Source organism: Lutibaculum baratangense AMV1, assembly GCF_000496075.1.
Lineage (GTDB): Bacteria > Pseudomonadota > Alphaproteobacteria > Rhizobiales > Tepidamorphaceae > Lutibaculum > Lutibaculum baratangense.
On the sequence record NZ_AWXZ01000012.1, the window covers coordinates 43,992 to 63,192 of the forward strand.

A 19,201-nucleotide genomic window follows, 5' to 3' on the forward strand; every position below is an offset into this window, starting at 1 on the left:
GATGCGGGGGACTGACCTCCAGATAGGAGATGGCGCGGCGGGGGTCAACGCGAAGTCGGGGCGCCGCCTTCCGCCAGGCCGCGCCTTGATCTCCGGTTAACCAAGAATCGCCTAGCGTCCGACGCATGGACGACACGCTCTTCACGATCGGCGGTCATGGTGTGACGTGGGCACAGGCGCTCGGCGGTGCCGTCGCGCTCTTTGTTCTGCTCGTCATTCTGCTTCGCCGCCGCGGCGCGCGCGAGGCGGCCCGCCACGACGAGGAGATCGCCCACCGCCTCTCGGAGATGGCGCGCGCGCAGGCGGAGATGACGGGGCGGATGCAGTCGATGGCCGAGGTCTTCGCGAACCGGCATTCCGATCTCGCCCGCGCGCTGACGGAGCGGCTCGACGGCTTCGGGCACCGCCTCAACCAGTCGATGACGAGCCAGGCGCGGGCGACGCATGACAGCCTGACGCGGCTGAACGAGCGCCTGGCGGTGATCGACACGGCGCAGAAGAACATCACCGAGCTCTCGCGCGACGTCGTGGGCTTGCAGGAGATCCTCGCGAACAAGCAGACGCGCGGCGCCTTCGGCCAGGGCCGCATGGAGGCGATCGTCGCCGACGGCCTGCCGCAGGGCGGATACGACTTCCAGGCGACGCTGTCGAACGGCAGGCGGCCGGACTGCGTCGTGCGGCTGCCGAACGCGCCGTGCCTCGTGATCGACGCGAAGTTCCCGCTCGAAGCCTTCACCGCCTACCGCGACGCGGGCGGCCCCGAGGCGCGGAAGGCGGCGGCGCAGCGCCTCAGGGCCGACGTCCTGAAGCACGTCGGCGACATCGCCGAGCGGTATTTCATCCCCGGCGAGACGCAGGACACGGCGATCATGTTCGTGCCGTCGGAATCGGTCTATGCCGACCTCCACGAGCATTTCGAGGACGTCGTGCAGCGGGCGAACCGCCAGCGCATCATCGTCGTGGGCCCGAGCCTCCTCATGCTGTCGATCGGGCTCGTGCAGGCGATCCTGCGCGACCACCGGATGCGCGAGCAGGCGCACGTCATCCACAAGGAGGTGACGCTGCTCGCCGAAGACGTCGGCCGCCTCGGCGACCGGGTCGGCAAGCTGAAGAGCCACCACGACCAGGCGGGGCGGGACATCGACCAGATCCTGACCTCCGTCGACAAGATCCAGAAGCGCGGCGCGAAGATCGAGGAACTCGATTTCGCCGCAGAGGACGACCAGTCTCGCGCGCAGCCTCGGCTGATGGCCGGCGCATGAGGCGAAGTGGCAAGCGGAGCCAAGATGACCACCGGTGAACTGACCGAAGCCCCCCTCGGCCGGCGGGAGCGGTTCGCCGCGGCCCTGAAGGTGTTCCTTCAGCCGCGCGTCCTGATCGTCCTGTTCCTCGGCTTCGCCTCGGGCCTGCCGCTCGCGCTGTCGGGCTCGACGCTGGCGCTCCGGATGGCCGACCAGGGGGTCGATCTCGGCACGATCGGCCTCTTCTCCCTCGTCGGCATCCCCTACACGATCAAGTTCCTCTGGGCGCCGATCGTCGACGCGACGAACGTGCCGGTGCTGACCCGCCTTCTCGGGCGGCGGCGCGGCTGGCTGATCCTGTCGCAGCTCCTGCTGATCGCCGCGGTCGTCTATCTCGGCTCACTCGACCCCACGATCATGCCGTGGGCAGTCGCCTTCGGCGCGCTCCTCGTCGCCATCGCCTCGGCGACGCAGGACATCGTGATCGACGCCTTCCGCGTGGAGAGCCTGCCGGACGAGGAGCAGGCGGCCGGCATGGCGTGGTTCGTCTCGGCCTACCGGGTCGGCATGCTCGTCTCCACGGCGGGCGCGGCCCTCGCCGTCAGCTACCTGCAGGCAAACGGCTTCGAGCTCGGCGCGGCCTGGGGCTGGGCCTATGCGGCAATGGCGGGCTTCGTGCTCGTTGGCATGATCACGACGCTGCTCGCGACCGAGCCCGGCCGCGACGGGCGCACCGACCAGACGCATCTCGGCGAGGAGCACGCGCCGAAGCAGAACCCGGTGATGCGCGTGGCGGTGACGGCCTACGCCGCCTTCCACGAGTTCCTGACGCGGCGCGACGCGATCGCGATCCTGATCTTCGTCGTGCTCTATAAGTTCTGCGATGCCTTCGCGGGCGTGATGACGGCCCCCTTCGTCCTCGACATCGGCTTCTCGAAGGCTGCCTATGCCGGCATCGTGAAGGGCGTCGGCTTCGGCGCCGTGCTCGTCGGCGGGTTCGTCGGCGGCGCGATGGCACGTGCGATGCCGATGTACACCGCCCTGATGATCGCCGGGGTGCTGCAGATGGCCTCGAATCTCGTCTTCTCGTGGCAGGCGCTGATCGGACCGGAGCTCTGGGCGCTGTCGGTGACGATCGCGGTCGAGAACTTCACCGGCGGCATCGGCACGGTGATCTTCGTCGCCTACATCTCGAGCCTGTGCACCGACGCCCGCCACACCGCGACGCAGTATGCGCTTCTCGCAGCCCTCGCCGCCGTCGGGCGAACGGTGCTCGCCGCCACCGCCGGCTACGCGGCCGAGGCGATCGGCTGGGTCTCGTTCTTCGCCATCACGGCGGTCGCGGCGCTGCCCGGCCTCGCGCTCCTCTGGTGGCTCGGCACGCGCGGCCACTTCAAGCCGAAGAGCGAGCCCGGCGAGGTGGCGACCGCCTGACACGAAACCGCCTCCAGGGGCCTGCCACCCCTGGAGGCGTCATCGACCTTCGGGCCGTTTCCTAAGAGCACGGCCGCGCATCCGGGAGCGTGCGCGGCCCGCGCCCTTCCCTAGAACTGGGCCGTCTCGGTCGAATGCTCCATCGCGAGCGTCGAGGAGGACCCTTGTGCGATCGCGGTGGAGACCGCGTCGAAATAGCCGGTGCCGACCTCTCGCTGGTGGCGCGTGGCGGTGAAGCCGTCCTTCTCGGCCGCGAACTCCGCCTGCTGCAGGCGCGAATAGGCCGTCATGCCGTCCTTCGCGTAGGCGCGGGCGAGCTCGAAGGTCGTGAGCGCGGTGTTGTGGAAGCCCGCCAGCGTGATGAACTGGTACTTGTAGCCCATCGCGCCGAGCTCGCGCTGGTAGTGCGCCATCTCGTCCTCGCCCATGTGGCGCGCCCAGTTGAAGGAGGGCGAGCAGTTATAGGCGAGCATCTGCTCGGGATATTCCTTCCGGATCGCCTCGGCGAAGCGCCTCGCGTCCTCGAGGCTCGGCGTCGAGGTCTCGCACCAGATGAGGTCGGCATAGGGCGCGTAGGCGAGGCCACGCGCGATCGCCGCGTCGAAGCCGCCCTTCAGGCGATAGAAGCCTTCCTCCGTCCGCTCGCCGGTGATGAAGGGCGCGTCGTGCTCGTCGACGTCCGAGGTGATGAGGCGCGCGGCCTCCGCGTCGGTGCGCGCCATGATGACGGTGGGCACGCCCATCACGTCGGCGGCGAGGCGGGCGGCGTTGAGCGTGCGGACGAAGGTCCTGGTCGGCACCAGAACCTTGCCGCCGAGATGGCCGCACTTCTTCTCGCTCGCGAGCTGATCCTCGAAGTGGACCGCGGCGGCGCCCGCCTCGATCATCGCCTTCATGAGCTCGAACGTATTCAGCGCGCCGCCGAATCCGGCTTCCGCGTCCGCGACGATCGGCACGAAATAGTCGAGCTCCGGCGTCTCCTTGCCCTCGAACCGCTCCAGCGTCTGGATCTGGTCGGCCCGCTGCAGCGCCTTGTTGATCCGCCTGACGACGGCGGGGCCGCTGTCGACGGGGTAGAGGCTCTGGTCGGGATAGGTGTTGCCGCTCGTGTTGGCGTCGGCGGCGACCTGCCAGCCGGAGAGATAGATCGCCTTCAGCTCCGCCTTCACCTGCTGCACCGCCTGGTTGCCCGTGAAGGTGCCGAGGGTCGGCAGGTAGTCCTCGGTGTGGAGAAGCTCCCACAGCCGGCGCGCGCCGTATTCGGCGAAGCTGTGGCGGATCGGCAGCGAGCCCTGGAGCTTGCGCACATCGGCCGGCGTGTAGGTGCGGGCGACGTTCTTCCAGCGGTCGGGCGCCCAGTCCGGGGCGGGGAAGGTCTCGGGCGCGGGGCCGCGGGTCGGTCGGTCGAGCATGGTCGATGTCTCTCGTTCTTTCGTGGGTTCGGCCGGCAGGTCCGGCCGATCAGGCGCGCGTCTCTGAGGAGCGGACGAAGGTGGCGGTGATCATCGGCGCGCCGTTGAAGACCTGGTCCTTCCCCGAGCCGTCGTCGAAGACGATGTGATGGGGCATAACCCTGCCGGCGATGGAGAAGCCTTGCGCGGCGAGGTTGCCGTCGCGGAAGCGGCGCATGACCTGCTCGAAGGTCGGCGCGATGATCGTGACGTATTCGGCGCCCTGCCCGTCACGCTGCGTGATGCTCGTGAACATGATCGTCTGGTCCTTTCGTCTGGCGTCGTTGCCTGAGTAAAGGATTGACAATCTCAGCGGAAAGGCAAGAAATTCAGCGGTGCAGGCCGGTAAACCTGTAAAGTTTCGCAAAGGCCCGCGGCCAAACTGTAAATCTTGTGAAGGAGCGGTTCGGATGGCCGACGCCCAGGATCCGCAGATCGGCGGCAGGATCCGCCGCCTGCGCCGCGACCGCCGCCTGACCCAGGCGGAGCTGGCTCAGGCGCTCGGAATCTCCGCGAGCTACCTCAACCTCATCGAGCACAACCGACGCAAGATCACGGTGCCGCTGCTCTTCAAGATCGCGGGCCAGTTCGGAATCGAGCCCGGCGACCTCGCCGAGACCGACGACGGGCGCCTCGCCGGCGACCTCATGGAGATGTTCGGCGACGACCTCTTCCTCGACTCCGACCTGACGAACCAGGAGATCCGCGACTTCGCCTACCAGAACCCGGTCGTCGCGCGGGCGGTGATGCGGCTCTTCGACAAGTACCAGGACCTCGTGAAGAACCGGGCGAGCGGCGCCCCCTCGGCCGACGCCGGAGACGCGGCGTTCCATCCCGCGACCGACGAGGTGTCGGACTTCGTGCAGGAGAACGCGAACCACTTCCCCGCGCTCGAAGCCGCGGCCGGGCGCGTGCGCGCCGACGTCGACCGCGCCTCCGACAGCCTCGAGCAGGGGCTGAGGACCTACCTCATGAACGTCTTCGGGGTCGACTGCCGCCAGGCGTCGCTGCCGCGCGGCATCGCGCGCCGGCTGTCGGGCGACGGACGGACGCTCGAGATCTCGGACATCCTGCCGCCCGAGACGGCAAACTTCGCCGTCGCCCACCATCTCGGGCTGATGGCCGCGCAGGGCGAGATCGAAGCGATCATCGCCGGCAGCACCCTGCCCGAGGCCGACGCGCCGCCCCTCGCGCGGAACGTGCTCGCCTCCTATTTCGCGGCGGCCGTGATCATGCCCTACGAGCCCTTCTTCAAGGCCTGCCAGGCCCATCGCTACGACATCGACCGGCTGATGCGGCGCTTCCAGGCGAGCTTCGAGCAGGTCTGCCACCGCATGACGACGCTGCAGCGGCCGGGCTCGCAGGGCATCCCGCTGCACCTCGTGCGGACCGACATCGCCGGCAACATCCAGAAGCGCTTCTCGCTGTCGGGGATCCACATCCCGCGCCACTCCGGCGCCTGCCCGCGCTGGAACGTCTACTCGGCCTTCCTCCATCCCGGCCACATCAACGTCCAGCTGAGCCAGATGCCCGACGGGGAGGTCTATTTCTGCATCGCGCGCAGCTTCGCCCGGGGCGACTATTCCTACACCGCGCCGCGCCGGCATCTCTCGATCGGCCTCGGCTGCTCGATCTCGCACGCGAGGAAGATGATCTATTCCGACGGCGTCGACCTCACGAAGAGCTCGCACGTCGTGCCGGTGGGCCCCAGCTGCCGGATCTGCCCGCGGCTCGAATGCGGGCAGCGCGCCCACCCGCCGGCCGACCACCGCTTCCGACTGAGCGACGAGATGCGCGCCGAAAGCCTCTACGGGCGGATCGGCTGAACCCTTCCCCTCTTGCCGCCGGCCGGAAAGGCTTCTGGGGAGGCCTTGACCTGCGGATTCTACAGAACTCTTTCCATCAATTTCTCGCGATGCTGTTTATCGGATCGCCGTAACTTCGGAGCACGATTGCCTCTTCGACGTAAAGTGGAGTGCTTTTGTGCGCGGGTTCTTCGGAAAGGCCGCATCCCTGGGTGGCAATGTCGGCGGGAATGTCGCGGTGCTGACCGCCGTGTCACTGCCGGTCCTTCTGGGTTTCGCGGGCCTCGGGGCCGAAACGGGCTATTGGTACTTCGAGCAGCGGCGCCTCCAGTCTTCCGCCGATCTCTCCGCCTATGCCGGGGCCGTCATCGCCAGGTCGGGCGGATCGGGCGAGAAGATCGTCGCCGCAGCCACGCAGGAAGCCGAATATCTCGGCCTGATCCCCGGCAACGGGACGATCACCGTGAACTGGCCGCCGTCGAGCGGGACGAGCATCAACGCGCGCTCGGTGGAGGTGCTCATCGAACAGCGCTACCGCCGCCTCTTCTTCACCAGCATCAAGGACGAACCCGTCACGATCGTCGTGCGGGCCGTGGCGGCGTTCGAGCAGCCAGTATCCGCCTGCATCATCGCCCTCGACGAGACGGCGAACGAGGCACTGCTCGTATCGGGCAGCGCCGACGCGACCTTCACCGGCTGCACGCTCATGTCGAACTCCCTGGCGGACGACGCCTTGAGCGTGCGTGGCGCGGTCAGTCTCAGTGCGTCCTGTCTCAGCGCGGCGGGTGGGGTCGCCGACGGCGCGGGCGCGGTCGTGACCGAGTGTCCGGCCCCCCGGGAGCGCATGCCGAGAGCCGCGGACCCATATGCCGACGTGCCACCTCCGCCGATCCCCTCCGCCTGCTCCGCCTCGTCCGGGGGCAGCGGGCCAACGACGCTCGCTCCCGGCAAGTTCTGCGGCGGCCTCGATCTCAAGGGCGAGGTTACGCTCGAGCCGGGCGTGTACGTGGTGTCGGGGGGAACCCTGCGGATCAACGCGAACTCGCACGTCGTCGGCGACGGCGTCACCTTCTACCTGACGAACGGCGCCAGCGTGCAGATGAACGGCACCGCCCATGTGGAGTTCAGGGCTCCGGCCAGCGGGACCTACGAGGGCATGCTCTTCTATGCGGATCCGCATTCGTCCGGGAGCTCGGCCCTCTTCAACGGGACGGCGGATTCGAGCCTCATCGGCTCGCTCTACTTCCCGACCCAGCCGGTCGACATGCGCGGCGATTTCGGGGGCAGCGGCGGCTGCACGCGCATCGTCGCGCGAACCGTCGAGATCGGCGGCAACGCGACCTTCACTTCGGACTGCACCGGTGCCGCCTTCTCGAAAGTCGCCGCGCCCGGCGCGGTTCACCTGGTGGAGTAGGTCCGGTGATGAAGAACGGAATCTGGCGCCGCCGTCTGCTGCGCCTTCTGAAGCGCGGGAGGCGATGCGACCGCGGCATGGCGGCGGTCGAGTTCGCGGTGATCGCGCCGCTCCTGTCGATCACGCTGCTCGGCGTCGTCGACGTGGCATGGCTGGCACTGCAGCGCAGCGACATGCACTCCGCCGTCCGCACGGGCGGGCAGTATTTCATGGCCGGCGGCCTCGACCTCTCCGAAGCCGAGGCGATCATCCGCGGCTCCTGGACGCAGGCGCCCGAGAACGCGACGGTCACGATCACCCAGTTCTGCCGGTGCGGGCCCGTGGACTGCCCCTGCAATGTCGCGTGTCCGGACGGGAGCGTCCCCGACGCTTTCACCAAGGTCGTCATCTCCGCCCCTCTGGAAACAATCTTCCAGAAGGAGGAGATCGTCTATGTCGATACGATCAGGATACGATGATGCCGGCTCTCCACGCCCCGATCCGGCGGTTCCGGCAGGCCCGTGACGGCGCCACCGCGATCGAGTTCGCGATGGTGTTCCCGCTGCTCCTGGTCCTGATGTTCGGCGTCATCATGATCGGCCAGGCCTTCTTCACGATCTCCTCTGTGCAATGGGCGATCGAGAAGGCCTCGCGCGAGATGATGATCAACCCCGCGACGACGGGAGACGAGATAGAGGCGAAGGCGAAGGCGCTCCTCGGCGACATCACCACGGCGGACTTCGCCATCAGCTTCGCGGACGAAGAACCCGGAACGTTTCCGCTGACCCGCCTCAACGCGGAGGTGAGCTACGAGGTGTCGATACCGCTCGTGCCGTCCTTCGAGATCCGCTACCGCATCGAGACGCTGATCCCGCGCCCCTACCAGCCGGGGGCCTGACGCAATCGCGGCCGCATCGAGCCGGGCGACGCCGGCTCGCGCGCAGTGACGCGCTCCGGCGGCCACGATGAAGGCGCCGTCGCGGGCGGCACCCACGCCTGCCCCATCTGCCGGCGCCTGGCATGTTCGGTCCCTGGATCAGCGATCAGGGACGATCCGCTGCCGCACCGGCAGGGAAAGCCTGACACGGTGTGACCTTCCCTTCAGCAACAGCCTGCCCAGCGCGACCAGGAAGACGATCGCGAGGATCGTGTGGAGGGTGACGAGTGCGTCGCCGAGCATCTGCTTCTCCTTGCTCCACCGTTGAACGTCCTGCCCCTCGCGCCGATCATGGCCCCGCAGACGTAAACGGCTCGTGCAGGCGGTCGCGCAGTGTTGAACCGCATGCCGCTCGTCCGGTTTACCGAGGCGTGGCAGGCTCATGGGGGTCGCTGGAGGAACGGACGATGAGACGAGGACGATCAGCGAGACGCCGCCTTGCCGCCATCGTGGCGGCCGGCATCGTTCTGGGGGCGCTGGCCGGCACCGCCGGGCCGGCGCTCGCCCAGGCCGTGCAGTCGGTGGTGCGGGCGGAGCCGGGCGATGGCGAGGCGGCGCGCGCCCGGCTCTTCATGCGGCTCTACCAGGCCGCGGACGAGACGCAGGCCCGCGAGATCGAGGGCGAGATCTGGCGCCACTGGCTCGAGGCGCCGGACGAGGAGGCGGCGTCGCTGATGAACGAGGCCCTGCGGCTGCGGGGCGTCTGGGACCTCGCCGGCGCCCGCGCCGTGCTCGACCGGCTGACCGAGGCCCGGCCGGGCTGGGCGGAGGCCTGGAACCAGCGCGCCACGATCCGCTTCATGCAGGACGACACCGAGGGCAGCCTCCTCGACATCGAGGAGACGCTGCGGCGGGAGCCGAAGCACTTCGGCGCGATGGCCGGGCAGGCGATCATCCTGATGCGGCAGGGCCGGTTCGAGACGGCGCAGTCGATCCTCAAGTGGGCGGTCGAGATCCACCCGTTCCTGGCCGAGCGATCGATGCTGATCGAACAGCCGACGGGAGAGCGCATCTGACGCGGGCGCCTCAGAAAGGCTGCCGGGAGCGGATTGCTGCGGCGAGCGTGCCCTCGTCGAGATAGTCGAGCTCTCCGCCCACCGGCACGCCGTGGGCGAGCCTCGTGACCTTCACGTTCGCCTCGGCGAGGAGATCGGTGACGTAGTGCGCCGTCGTCTGGCCCTCGACCGTCGCGTTGAGCGCGACGATGACTTCCGAGACGGCCGGGTCCCTCGCGCGCTCGATCAACTCGCCGATCCTGAGGTCGTCCGGGCCGATGCCGTCGAGCGGCGACAGGACGCCGCCCAGCACGTGGTAGCGAGCGGTCGTCGCCTGGGCCCGCTCGAGCGCCCAGAGGTCGCCGACATCCTCGACGACGCAGATGACGGAGGCGTCGCGCCTTTGGTCCCTGCAGATCGAGCAGGGGTCGCGCGTGTCGAGGTTGCCGCAGGTGGAGCAGATCGTGACCCTGTCGGCGACGAGGCGCAGCGCGTCGGCCAGCGGCTCGAGCAGCTGGTCGCGCTTCTGGATCAGATGCAGGACCGCCCGCCGCGCCGAGCGGGGGCCGAGCCCCGGCAGGCGCGCGAGCAGCTGGATTAGGCGGTCGAGCTCGGGCCCGGCCGGAGAGGCGCCCGCCATTCAGACTCCCGGGAACATGCCGGGCGGGATCGGCAGGCCGCCGGTCAGTTCCTTCATCTTCTCCTGAAGGGCCTCCTCGGCCTTGCGCTTCGCGTCCGCATGGGCGGCCACGACGAGATCCTCCAGGACCTCGGTCTCCTCTGGCTTCAGGAGGCTGGGGTCGATCGTCAGGGCCCTGAGCTCGCCCTTCGCCGTGAGGGTCACCTTCACCAGCCCGGCGCCGGCCGTTCCGTCGACCTCCGTCCGCTCCATCTCCTGCTGCAGGTCCGCCATGCGGGTCTGCAGCTCGCGGGCCTGCTTCAGCATGCTGGTGAAATCCTTCATGTCTCGTCCTCCTCGTCGCCGGGGGGAAGCGCCTCGAGACCCGCCATGATCTCGGCGGGCGGCTCTTCCTCGCTCACTCTGATGTCGACAATACGCGCGCCGGGGAAACGTTCGAGCACGGCGCTGACGGATGGATGACGCGCCATCTCGTCGCGGAACGAACGCTTCTCCGCCTCGGCCTTCTCGCGCAGGGTCGGGCCGCCCTTCTCGCGCGTCAGCGTGACGACCCAGCGGCGGCCGGTCCATTCCGCGAGCTTCCGCCCGAGCTCGTGCGGCAAAGCGTGCGAGCCGTTCGGCCCGAGATTCATCTCGATGCGGCCGGGCTCGAACTTCACGATGTGGACATGGCACTCGAGCGCGACCTTCAGCGAGATGTCGCGCTTCTCCTGCGCCAGCGCCACGACCTCCTCGAAGGTCTCCGGACCGGGCATGGGCTCCGGAGCCGGCTCCGCCGCCGGGCGCGGCTCGGGCTCCGCCCGGGCCTCGGCGCGCGGCGCGGGTGCCGCGACGGCCTGCGGCACCTGCGGAACGGGCCGTGGCGGCGCGGCCTGCGGGACAGCCGCGAGAGCGGCGCGTGCGCCGCCGCCGCCGCCCGGCACCGGCCTCTGCGGCGCGCCGCCGCCGGCGGAGGCCCCCTCCTCCTGCAGCTTGCGGATGACCTCGTCCGGGCTCGGCAGGCTCGAGGCGTGGGCGAGGCGGATGAGCACCATCTCGGCGGCCGCCTCGGGCCTCGAGGAGCTCTCCGTCTCGCTGATGCCCTTGAGGAGGATCTGCCAGGCGCGCGTGAGCTCCGGCACGGAGAGCCTTTCGGCGAACGCCTTGCCGCGCTCGATCTCGGTCGGCGACAGCGCGCCGTCCTCCGCCGCCTCCGGCACGAGCTTCAGCCGCGTGACGAGATGGGAGAAGCTCGCGAGATCCGTCAGCACCGCCTCCGGCGCCGCGCCCTCGCGGTACTGCTCGGCAAACTCCCGGAGCGCGCCGGCGACGTCGGCCGACATCGCCTTCTCGAAGAGGTCGACGACGCGCGAGCGGTCGGCCACGCCGAGCATCGAGCGCAGCTCGTCGGTGTGCACCTCGCCCGCGCCGTGGGCGATCGCCTGGTCGAAGAGCGACAGCGCGTCGCGCACCGACCCCTCGCTCGCCCGCGCGATCAGCGCCAGCGCCTCGTCCGTCACGGAGACGCTCTCGGCCGTCGCGATCTTGCCGAGGTGGCGCACGAGCTCGCCCGCCTCGACGCGCCTGAGGTCGAAGCGCTGGCAGCGCGAGAGGATGGTGATCGGGACCTTGCGGATCTCGGTCGTCGCGAAGACGAACTTCACATGCTCCGGCGGCTCCTCGAGCGTCTTCAGAAGGCCGTTGAACGCGGCCTTCGAGAGCATGTGCACCTCGTCGATGATGTAGATCTTGTAGCGCGCCTGGGCCGGGCGGTAGCGCACCGCCTCGATAATCTCCCTGATATCGTCGATGCCGGTGTGGGAGGCGGCGTCCATCTCGATCACGTCGACATGGCGCGATTCGAGGATCGCCCGGCAGTGCACCCCTTCGGCCTGCATGTCGAGCGTCGGGCCCGCCGTGCCGTCGGTTCCCTCGTAGTTCAGGGCGCGCGCCAGGATGCGCGCGGTCGTCGTCTTGCCGACGCCCCGCACGCCCGTGAGCATGTAAGCCTGCGCGATGCGGCCGGACGCGAAGGCGTTCCTGAGCGTGCGCACCATCGGCGCCTGGCCGATCAGGTCCTCGAAGCCCTGCGGCCGGTACTTCCGCGCCAGCACCCTGTAGGGGCCGGCGCTCTTTGGGTCCGCTTTGGGCTGGTCCATCGGCGTGTTCGGTCGGGGATGATCTTCGGGTTTGCCGAGGCGCGGGAGGCGTTCGTTCACGGCCCGCGCTGTCGGATGGACGCTAGCACGACAGCCCCCGCGCCGCGAGGCGGGAGGCGCGACCGATGACGATTTCGCGGATTTCAAAGTGGAAAGCGGGAGGCTGGTCGACAACCCGAACCGGTCTCGTTGGGGCTGCTTCCTTCCGGACCTGACCCGGTTGGCGAGGGATTCGTCCGCCGCCAACCTCCCTGACCGGGTTATATCAGCCGGATGCCCCCTCGACGCAAGGGGGGCGGCGGCCGGATCCTTCGGCGTCGTTCGTCGGGCGGACGCATCGACCGGGGGCCGGCGCTCCCGCCGCACGAGAGGAGGCATGATGCCGAGCGAGAAGCAGAAGATGCTGGCCGGCGAGTTCTATGCGCCGGGCGATCCGGAGCTCAGGGCGGACGCTGCGCGCGCGGCGGAGTGGATGGCGAGGTACAACGCCACGCTGGCCTGGACGGTAGCGGCACGCCACGCGCTCCTGTCGGAGCTCCTCGCCTCCGTCGGGGAGGGCGCGGTCGTCCGGCCGCCGTTTCACTGCGACTACGGCTTCAACATCAGCCTCGGCCGCGGCGTGTTCCTGAATTTCGGCTGCGTCATCCTCGACGTGACGCCGGTCACGATCGGCGACCTCACTCAGGTCGGGCCGGGCGTGCAGATCCTGACGCCCGACCACCCGCGCGACGCCGCGCAGCGCCGGCAGGGCCTCGAGTTCGGCAGGCCGATCGCGATCGGCGCGAATGTCTGGATCGGCGGAGGTGCGCTGATCATGCCGGGCGTCACGGTCGGCGACGACGCCATCATCGGCGCAGGCGCCGTCGTGACGCGCGACGTTCTGCCGGGCGCGACGGTGGCCGGCAACCCGGCCCGGCCGATCCGCCAGAGGAGGGATGGCCGCGCGAGGACGGATCCTTGAGGATCGGATCGACCTACCGCCCGCTGCGATCCCTGGCGTTGTAGAGCGGCTGCGACGCGTCGCCTGCAGGAAGACGGATCGCGTCCGCGCGCCCGCCGCCGATCTTCATCGGCACCGCGGCCCCGAGCGCTGCCGCGACGACCTCCTGTTCGATGACGGCCGAGGGAATGGCTGAGCGGTGAGCCTCGTAGATCCTGGAGGTCACGCCGCTCACGTCGAGCACTTTCCGGTCGCGAATGCACTCGGCAACGGCGATCCGAACGTCTTCCACAAGCCCATCATCGAAGAACGCCAGGTCAGTCATCTCGGCCTCACTCGAAACGTCATGCCGCGAGCGCGCGCCGCCCTTTGAAGACGGCGCCCCGCGCGGCGGAATTGGCCCAATTCTAGGGCCTTATCTTAACACCTCCTTAACGGAGATTAACTCTTTGTTTCAGAAGGGATTCGGCGGTCGCGAGCGCGGCGCCGGGGAAGGCGGCCCAGGAGGGCGCGCCATAAACGCGCGAGGCGAAGAAGGGATCCGCGAGGCCGGCACGATCAGGCGGTCGCGCGCCCCTGGTCGAGGCTCGTCACCCGGGAAAGCCGGAACGTCGGCGCCGGCGAGCTAGCTTTCGAGCCGCTGCGGCACGTGCCGGCAGCCGCAGGAGATGGCCCTGAGCTTCTCCTCGTCGCGCACGGCGAGCCAGCCACGCCGCGACCGGATCGCTCCCTCGCCTTCGAGCATGTGCAGGGTCTCCGTCACGGTCGCCCGCCGCACCGACAGAAGGTGCGACAGCTCGGCATGCGTCGCCCGCACGACGGCACCTTCGAGGTAGTGGTCCATCGCCAGGATCCAGCCGGCCATCCGCTGCACGAGGCGGTGGCGACAGTGGCAGACGGACAGGCGGACGAGCTGCTCCACCTCCCGGGACAACTCCGCATGGAGAATGCCGAGCACGGCTGGCCTGCGCAGCGAGAGCGACCGGAGGGTCTTGGCATCGACCGTGAGGATCTCGCACTCGGTCTGGGCGGTGGCCGTGACGCTGCTCGCGCCGTCGAGCACAGCGCTGCCGAGACCGACGGCGCCGTCATAGCCCGTGAGTGCGACCTCGGCGGCGCCCCCGTCCGGACACCCCGCCGACGAGGAGACGGCGCCCGACTCGATGAAGTGAACCGCCTGGGGACGGAAGCCGGCGGCACATATCGCGGTGCCCTTCTCCACCCGCCGCAGCCGCCCCAGCTCGTGCAGAACGGCCCGGACATCGGCGGGAAGCCGGAGGAGAACGGTGTTTCGGCCGAAGGCGCCCCCGGACGGGACGTGAAGAAGAGCCTCCTGGCCGGGGCGCAGCATCGTGACGTCCAACATCGCCCGAACCTCCGTGGCTGAGATCGTGGATTTCCCTGGTTGTCATCCTGCATCCGCCATCCGCCAGGATCATTAACCTGTGATGTGAACCACACACCTTCGGCGAAGACGGAAGCTTTCGGCCGCAGAGGGGCAATAACAGCAACGACAGACGCTTGACGCACATGAGGGGGACAGCCGGTTTTGTTCCGGTCCACTTGCGTACCCCTGGGAAGGACGCGGCGGACCAGCAAGGGCGGCCCTCGCGGGACGGGATGGGTGCGGCTGGCTCCCAGCGTGTTTCCCGGGTGCATCGGCCCGACGGACCGGAGAGGGCGAGGCGCCCTCCCCGGCCCGTGCGGCCGGATGACCGCGGGAGGGGGAGAGAGGCGCGGCCACCAATCGCGGGGAGGACGTGCTCGCGCCGCCACCCCGCAACTGAGCAACGGCGGGCGCAGGGGCCGGTTTCGGTGCGATAGGGGACACAATGCTCCAGCCGCTCAAGCGCTCACGCGGCGGCTCCGACCGCTGCAGGCGCTACCTGTCGGGGCGCCGCGGCGGCGGCATCTTGCGGCCGGGGTCGTCGGCGATGAGGCGCGCGCCGCGCTCGTAGGTGAGGTAGCGCAGAAGCCACCGCAGCGACACGACGATCCGGTTCTGCGCTCCCGAGAGCAGGTAGACGTGGACGATCGCCCAGAGGAGCCAGCCGAACCAGCCTTTGAGCCGGTACCTTCCGAAGTCGAACACGGCCGCGTGCCGCCCGACGATCGCCGCGTTGCCGCGATCGCGGTAGCGGAAGGGCTCGAGCGGCTCGCCGCTCTTCAGGTTGCGGGCGAGACCGCGGCCGAGATGCGTGCCCTCCTGCTTCGCGACCTGGGCAAGGCCCGGCAGCGGCTTGCCGTCTTCGCCGTCCACGAGGGCGAGGTCGCCGATCACGTGGATGCCGTCGAGGCCCGGCACCTGGAAGTCGGGCCCGACCCGGATGCGGCCGGCGCGATCACCCTCGAGGCCCAGCCATCGGGCGCCCGGCGAGGCGGCCACGCCGGCTCCCCAGACGACCGCGCCGACCGGGATCCGCTCGCCGGCGACCGTCACGTGGCGCTCCCCGACATCCTCGACCGCCTGCCCGAGCCGCGTCTCGACGCCGAGCCGCTCGAGCCGCTCCTTCGCGAAGGCCGCGAGGGATTCGGGGAAGCCCGACAGAAGCCGCGGTGCAGCCTCCAGAAGGATGATGCGCGCGGAGCTCGGGTCGATCCGGCGGAAGTTGCGGCTCAGGGCATGGCGCGACAGCTCCGCAAGCGCCCCCGCCATCTCCACGCCGGTCGGGCCGCCGCCGATGACGGCGATCGTCATGAGCCGCCGCTGCTCGTCCGGGTCCGGCGTGACCTCGGCCTGCTCGAACGCCAGGAGCACGCGCGAGCGCAGCTTCCGCGCATCCTCTATCGTCTTGAGGCCGGGGGCATGCTCGGCCCATTCGTCGTGGCCGAAATAGCCGTGGGTCGCGCCGGAGGCGAGGACGAGACGGTCGAACCGGATCGCCGTCCCGTTCTTCAGCTCCACCTGCCGGGCGGCGGTGTCGACACCCACGACCTCGCCGAGAACCACCTCGACGGAGGGGTAGCGGCCCAGCACCTTCCGGATCGGCTCGGCGATCTCGGCGGGAGACAGCGCCGCCGTCGCGACCTGGTAGAGGAGCGGCTGGAAGAGATGGTGGTTCTGCCGGTCGACGATCGTCGCCGCCACCCCTGCCCGCCCGAGTTCGCGCGCGACCTCGATGCCCCCGAAGCCCGCGCCGACGATGACGACATGCGGCCCGGGCCTCGCGGGCAAAGCGAGCCTCGTCGGATCCGTGCGATGCTCGAGGGCCTCCGTCACGCCCGTTCCTCGAAGTGATAGACGACATCCTCGAGACTATCCGTCGGAAACACGAACAGGAAGCGCAACGGGCCGCCGCCGGTGTTCCTCGTGACGTGGCTCGCATTGCCTGGAATGAAGACCGAGACGCCCGGCTCGAGCGCGTGCGCCGTGCCGTCGATTTCCACCAGCCCCTCGCCCTCGAGCGCGTGGTAGATCTCGGGAGGCTCGTGGTGGTGGAGCGGCAGCTTGCGGCCCGGCGGGATCTCCGCGAGGCCCATGCTCATCGCCCCCGTGCCGGTGCGCTCGGAGGAAAAGACGAGCTTCCACCGCGTCTCCGGCGCGCGGTCGACGACGCTCGCCATCTCGTCCCAGCCGAGCTCGGCCAATGTCACCTTCGTGCCGTGCATGGATCCCAGATACCTCCGATCAGCCCGCGGGGTCCTTCCCCATTCTCCCGAGGGGAAGAGTCGCGCCGACCGATCGTTTCCGGAGAGCCGGCAAGACGGCATCGAGGTCGGCAGCCGTACCCGGCCGCCGTGGATCCCGCCCGCCCCTTCGCGTGTTGCGATGACGGGGCACCACGCGGAGCAGACGAAGATGGCCAAGGATCGGAAACCGCAGAAGCGGCCGGAAGGCGGGGCCGGGGACGGCCCGCCGGGAAAGGAAGGTCGGAAGACCAAGAACGTGCCTCCGGCCGGCCCTCACGCCGACCCGCGGCTGCAGAATCCCGATGCCACGCCCGGAACGGGAGCCCTCCCCTCCGTCGGGGAGGACGAGGATCCGAACATGGGCTCGACGGGGTGAGGGCGGGGCTGCCGGGCTCGCGGAGGAGCGGCTCGGCTCAGGCGTCTCCGACGATTTCCGTCACGAAGCCTTCGCCGCCGCACGCGGCACAGTCCTCGCCTCCGAGGCGGCCCGTGCCGCCGCACTTCAGGCAGACGTTCTTCGCCGACTGCCGACTGCCCGGAGCATCCTCGTCGCCCGGGTTCCTCCGCGAATCATCCGTCATCTTCGTCTCCTGCTCGAGCCCACCCGCGTACGGCAACGTGCATCGGCCCAATATGGACAATGCGAGGCTTGCGCTTCACGTTCGCCTCGCTTCGGGTGCCAGTGCCGAGGAGAATGGAGACGAGGATGGACGAGCGCGAGAGACGGATACGCGAGCGGGCACACGCGCTCTGGGAGGAAGAGGGACGTCCCGAGGGGCGCCATGACGCGCATTGGGAGCGCGCCCGGCAGGAGATAGACGGCCCGGCCGATGCCGGCGAGGGCCCGCTGGGCGCCAAGGCGCCGAACGCGCCGAAGACCGCCAAACGCCAGCGCCGGTCGGGCGGCGCCGCTCCCGGCGACAAGGACAGGACGCGCGCCAAGAGCGACGAGGGCGGCGACGAGGAAGGCGCCACCAAGAAGAAGAGAAAGAAGAAGTAGCTCGGCGGCTCGGGGATGCCGAGCATCCCCTGCCACGGCCCTCTGCCGACGGTTACGTCTCCGACAGGGCCGCTGCCTCGTCGGCCTCGGCCGGCCGCTGGAGCTTCAGCGGCGTCGGACGCGCCTTCCGCTCCTCGATGACGATGACCCGGAGCAGACGGAGCTCGCCCTTCGCGGCCGGGCATCCACCCGCCAACACCGCCTTCTCCGCCTCGAGCGCTGAGGCGCCGTCGCTCGTGAGGCTCGGGAGGGCGATCGGAGCATGCTGCGACAGGTGCGACGTGGAAGCGACCGCCTGATGCGGGAGCCCGTCCTGAAACGACAGCATCGTCAGGGCCGGCAGCGCCGAGCCCACCACCATGCCGCCAAACGACAGCCAAAGACTGACCTTCATCGACAGATCCACGTCCCGTTCTTGACCATGCCGCCCCCGAGCGAGGATGAAGGCAGCTCAGGGTTTAACCGATCGTAACCGGCTCCACCGCGACGCGAGCCACCTCCGTTCCTCCGACGTTCTGCCGCAAGATCGCGCCGATTGTGTGGTCGTCCGGCGAAACGCCTCCGTCAGCCGGCCGCGCCCGTGCGCGCGAGCAGCCGGGTCGCCTCTTCGAGGCTCGGCATCGAGCGGGCCGCACCCTTCCGCGTCACGGAGAGGCCCGCGACGGCGCAGGCGAAGCGTGCCGCCCGCTCCGGCGCCTCTCCCCGTGCGAGGGCGGCGGCGAAGCCCCCGTTGAAGGCATCGCCCGCCCCGGTCGTGTCGACGACCGGCCCCGCGTCCACGGCCGGGATGTGGAGCGAGGTCTCTGCCGAGTGCACGAGAACGCCCGCCGCGCCGAGCGTGAGGACGGCGCAGCCCACGCCCCGCTCGACGAGCGCGGAGGCGGCTTTCCGGGCGCTCTCGAGATCCGACACCTCGATGCCGGTGATCGCGCCGGCCTCGCTCTCGTTCGGCGTCGCGTAGTCGCAGAGCGGCCAGACCTCGTCGGGCAGGTCGGCCGCGGGGGCGGGATTGAGGATCGTGCGCACGCCCGATCCCTTCGCGATCCGCAGGCCCGCCAGCGCCGCCTCGATCGGCTGCTCGAGCTGCGTCATGAAGATATCCGCTGCCGCAATCACCTCCCGCGCAGCCCCGAGATCGGCGGCGGAGAGCTTCTTGGCGGCCCCGGCCTCGACGATGATCGCGTTGTGGCCGGACGCCTCGTCGACATAGATGAAGGCGGCCCCCGTCGGCGCCGCATCGTCCGTCGCGACGAAGCGGAGGTCGATCCCCTCGCCGCCCCACAGCGCGCGCGCGATCTCGCCGAAGGCGTCGGCGCCGAGGCGCGAGATCATCTTCACGTCCGCGCCGCACCGCGCCGCAGCCACCGCCTGGTTCGACCCCTTGCCGCCGGGACCGAGCTCGAAGCCGTTCGCGAGCAGCGTCTCGCCGATCCGTGGTAGACGGGGCGCCCGGAAGGCGAGATCGGCCGCGAAGATGCCGAGGACGACGACGGTTCCGCGGGGCGAGGCTTCGGACATCTGTGCTCTTCAAATCGGCTGTGGCGGGCGGCGGCACTATAGGTTGACACTCTTCCCGCTGTCATGGGCTGATCCGCGC

The 19,201-nt window shown here is 69.7% G+C and carries 22 protein-coding genes and 1 other RNA gene; 9 read left to right on the forward strand and 14 right to left on the reverse strand.

Going from position 1 to position 19,201, the window contains the following annotated elements:
• The first annotated feature begins 125 nt into the window (after positions 1-125).
• Together N177_RS02100 and N177_RS02105 are read left to right on the forward strand one after the other, a co-directional pair.
• Positions 126-1,262 carry a DNA recombination protein RmuC gene (locus tag N177_RS02100; RefSeq protein WP_023430566.1) on the forward strand — a complete coding sequence of 379 codons (1,137 nt, stop codon included), beginning with the start codon at positions 126-128 and terminating at the stop codon, positions 1,260-1,262.
• 24 nt (positions 1,263-1,286) lie between these two features.
• The gene (locus tag N177_RS02105; RefSeq protein ID WP_023430567.1) at positions 1,287-2,675 is read left to right on the forward strand and encodes an AmpG family muropeptide MFS transporter; all 1,389 of its coding nucleotides are present in this window, start codon (positions 1,287-1,289) and stop codon (positions 2,673-2,675) included.
• A 110-nt stretch (positions 2,676-2,785) separates the two neighbouring features.
• Here the strand turns inward: N177_RS02105 and aceA are convergent, their stop codons facing one another.
• Complete coding sequence (aceA, locus tag N177_RS02110) at positions 2,786-4,087, reverse strand: isocitrate lyase (RefSeq protein ID WP_023430568.1); 1,302 nt, start codon at positions 4,085-4,087, stop codon at positions 2,786-2,788.
• A gap of 49 nt (positions 4,088-4,136) precedes the next feature.
• Positions 4,137-4,382: a hypothetical protein gene (locus tag N177_RS02115; RefSeq protein WP_023430569.1), complete on the reverse strand. Its 246-nt coding sequence runs from the start codon at positions 4,380-4,382 to the stop codon at positions 4,137-4,139.
• 154 nt (positions 4,383-4,536) lie between these two features.
• Here N177_RS02115 and N177_RS02120 point away from each other — a divergent pair, with 154 nt between their 5' ends.
• From N177_RS02120 to N177_RS21525, 4 genes are all read left to right on the forward strand, one after another.
• Positions 4,537-5,952 carry a helix-turn-helix domain-containing protein gene (locus tag N177_RS02120; protein ID WP_023430570.1) on the forward strand — a complete coding sequence of 472 codons (1,416 nt, stop codon included), beginning with the start codon at positions 4,537-4,539 and terminating at the stop codon, positions 5,950-5,952.
• 157 nt (positions 5,953-6,109) lie between these two features.
• A complete protein-coding gene (locus N177_RS02125) occupies positions 6,110-7,345 on the forward strand; it encodes a pilus assembly protein TadG-related protein (protein WP_023430571.1) in 1,236 nt (411 codons plus the stop codon).
• 8 nt (positions 7,346-7,353) lie between these two features.
• Positions 7,354-7,803 carry a TadE/TadG family type IV pilus assembly protein gene (locus tag N177_RS02130; RefSeq protein ID WP_040484991.1) on the forward strand — a complete coding sequence of 150 codons (450 nt, stop codon included), beginning with the start codon at positions 7,354-7,356 and terminating at the stop codon, positions 7,801-7,803.
• The gene (locus tag N177_RS21525; RefSeq protein ID WP_160170905.1) at positions 7,803-8,222 is read left to right on the forward strand and encodes a TadE/TadG family type IV pilus assembly protein; all 420 of its coding nucleotides are present in this window, start codon (positions 7,803-7,805) and stop codon (positions 8,220-8,222) included. The genes N177_RS02130 and N177_RS21525 overlap by 1 nt, the downstream gene beginning before the upstream one ends.
• Positions 8,223-8,360: 138 nt before the next feature.
• Here the strand turns inward: N177_RS21525 and N177_RS21530 are convergent, their stop codons facing one another.
• Positions 8,361-8,504: a hypothetical protein gene (locus tag N177_RS21530; RefSeq protein WP_023430574.1), complete on the reverse strand. Its 144-nt coding sequence runs from the start codon at positions 8,502-8,504 to the stop codon at positions 8,361-8,363.
• A 164-nt stretch (positions 8,505-8,668) separates the two neighbouring features.
• On the opposite strand from N177_RS21530, the gene N177_RS02140 reads away from it, so the two are divergent.
• Positions 8,669-9,277, forward strand: a complete 609-nt coding sequence (locus N177_RS02140; protein WP_023430575.1) for a tetratricopeptide repeat protein — start codon at positions 8,669-8,671, stop codon at positions 9,275-9,277.
• A gap of 10 nt (positions 9,278-9,287) precedes the next feature.
• Here the strand turns inward: N177_RS02140 and recR are convergent, their stop codons facing one another.
• The 4 genes from recR to ffs all read right to left on the reverse strand — a co-directional run bounded on the left by recR (position 9,288) and on the right by ffs (position 12,286).
• On the reverse strand, positions 9,288-9,896 hold the full coding sequence (gene recR / locus N177_RS02145; RefSeq protein ID WP_023430576.1) for a recombination mediator RecR: 609 nt from the start codon (positions 9,894-9,896) through the stop codon (positions 9,288-9,290).
• Entirely contained in the window at positions 9,897-10,220 is a 324-nt protein-coding gene (locus N177_RS02150; protein ID WP_023430577.1) for a YbaB/EbfC family nucleoid-associated protein, read from the reverse strand.
• Complete coding sequence (locus tag N177_RS02155; protein ID WP_040484992.1) at positions 10,217-12,034, reverse strand: DNA polymerase III subunit gamma/tau; 1,818 nt, start codon at positions 12,032-12,034, stop codon at positions 10,217-10,219. The genes N177_RS02150 and N177_RS02155 overlap by 4 nt, the downstream gene beginning before the upstream one ends.
• 154 nt (positions 12,035-12,188) lie before the next feature.
• Positions 12,189-12,286, reverse strand: an RNA gene (ffs, locus tag N177_RS20880) — signal recognition particle sRNA small type.
• Positions 12,287-12,413: 127 nt separating this feature from the next.
• Here ffs and N177_RS02160 point away from each other — a divergent pair.
• A complete protein-coding gene (locus N177_RS02160) occupies positions 12,414-12,995 on the forward strand; it encodes a sugar O-acetyltransferase (protein WP_023430579.1) in 582 nt (193 codons plus the stop codon).
• A gap of 13 nt (positions 12,996-13,008) precedes the next feature.
• Here N177_RS02160 and N177_RS02165 read toward each other — a convergent pair whose 3' ends face one another.
• From N177_RS02165 to N177_RS21820, 5 genes are all read right to left on the reverse strand, one after another.
• Positions 13,009-13,299 (reverse strand): hypothetical protein, encoded by a 291-nt coding sequence (locus tag N177_RS02165; protein ID WP_040484993.1) that lies wholly within the window; start codon positions 13,297-13,299, stop codon positions 13,009-13,011.
• Positions 13,300-13,599: 300 nt separating this feature from the next.
• On the reverse strand, positions 13,600-14,340 hold the full coding sequence (locus tag N177_RS20395) for a Crp/Fnr family transcriptional regulator (RefSeq protein WP_023430581.1): 741 nt from the start codon (positions 14,338-14,340) through the stop codon (positions 13,600-13,602).
• Positions 14,341-14,856: 516 nt separating this feature from the next.
• The gene (locus N177_RS02175) at positions 14,857-16,194 is read right to left on the reverse strand and encodes an NAD(P)/FAD-dependent oxidoreductase (protein ID WP_023430582.1); all 1,338 of its coding nucleotides are present in this window, start codon (positions 16,192-16,194) and stop codon (positions 14,857-14,859) included.
• Positions 16,191-16,583 (reverse strand): cupin domain-containing protein, encoded by a 393-nt coding sequence (locus tag N177_RS02180; RefSeq protein WP_023430583.1) that lies wholly within the window; start codon positions 16,581-16,583, stop codon positions 16,191-16,193. Before N177_RS02180 ends, N177_RS02175 begins: the two co-directional genes overlap by 4 nt.
• A gap of 434 nt (positions 16,584-17,017) precedes the next feature.
• A complete protein-coding gene (locus tag N177_RS21820; RefSeq protein ID WP_023430585.1) occupies positions 17,018-17,185 on the reverse strand; it encodes a hypothetical protein in 168 nt (55 codons plus the stop codon).
• Between the two features lie 125 nt (positions 17,186-17,310).
• Between N177_RS21820 and N177_RS02190 the strand changes: the two genes are divergently transcribed.
• Positions 17,311-17,604, forward strand: a complete 294-nt coding sequence (locus N177_RS02190; protein WP_081718334.1) for a DUF2934 domain-containing protein — start codon at positions 17,311-17,313, stop codon at positions 17,602-17,604.
• Positions 17,605-17,656: 52 nt separating this feature from the next.
• Here the strand turns inward: N177_RS02190 and N177_RS02195 are convergent, their stop codons facing one another.
• Together N177_RS02195 and rbsK are read right to left on the reverse strand one after the other, a co-directional pair.
• Positions 17,657-17,998 carry a hypothetical protein gene (locus N177_RS02195; RefSeq protein WP_152527817.1) on the reverse strand — a complete coding sequence of 114 codons (342 nt, stop codon included), beginning with the start codon at positions 17,996-17,998 and terminating at the stop codon, positions 17,657-17,659.
• Between the two features lie 170 nt (positions 17,999-18,168).
• Positions 18,169-19,122 carry a ribokinase gene (rbsK, locus tag N177_RS02200; RefSeq protein WP_023430588.1) on the reverse strand — a complete coding sequence of 318 codons (954 nt, stop codon included), beginning with the start codon at positions 19,120-19,122 and terminating at the stop codon, positions 18,169-18,171.
• Positions 19,123-19,201: the final 79 nt, after the last annotated feature.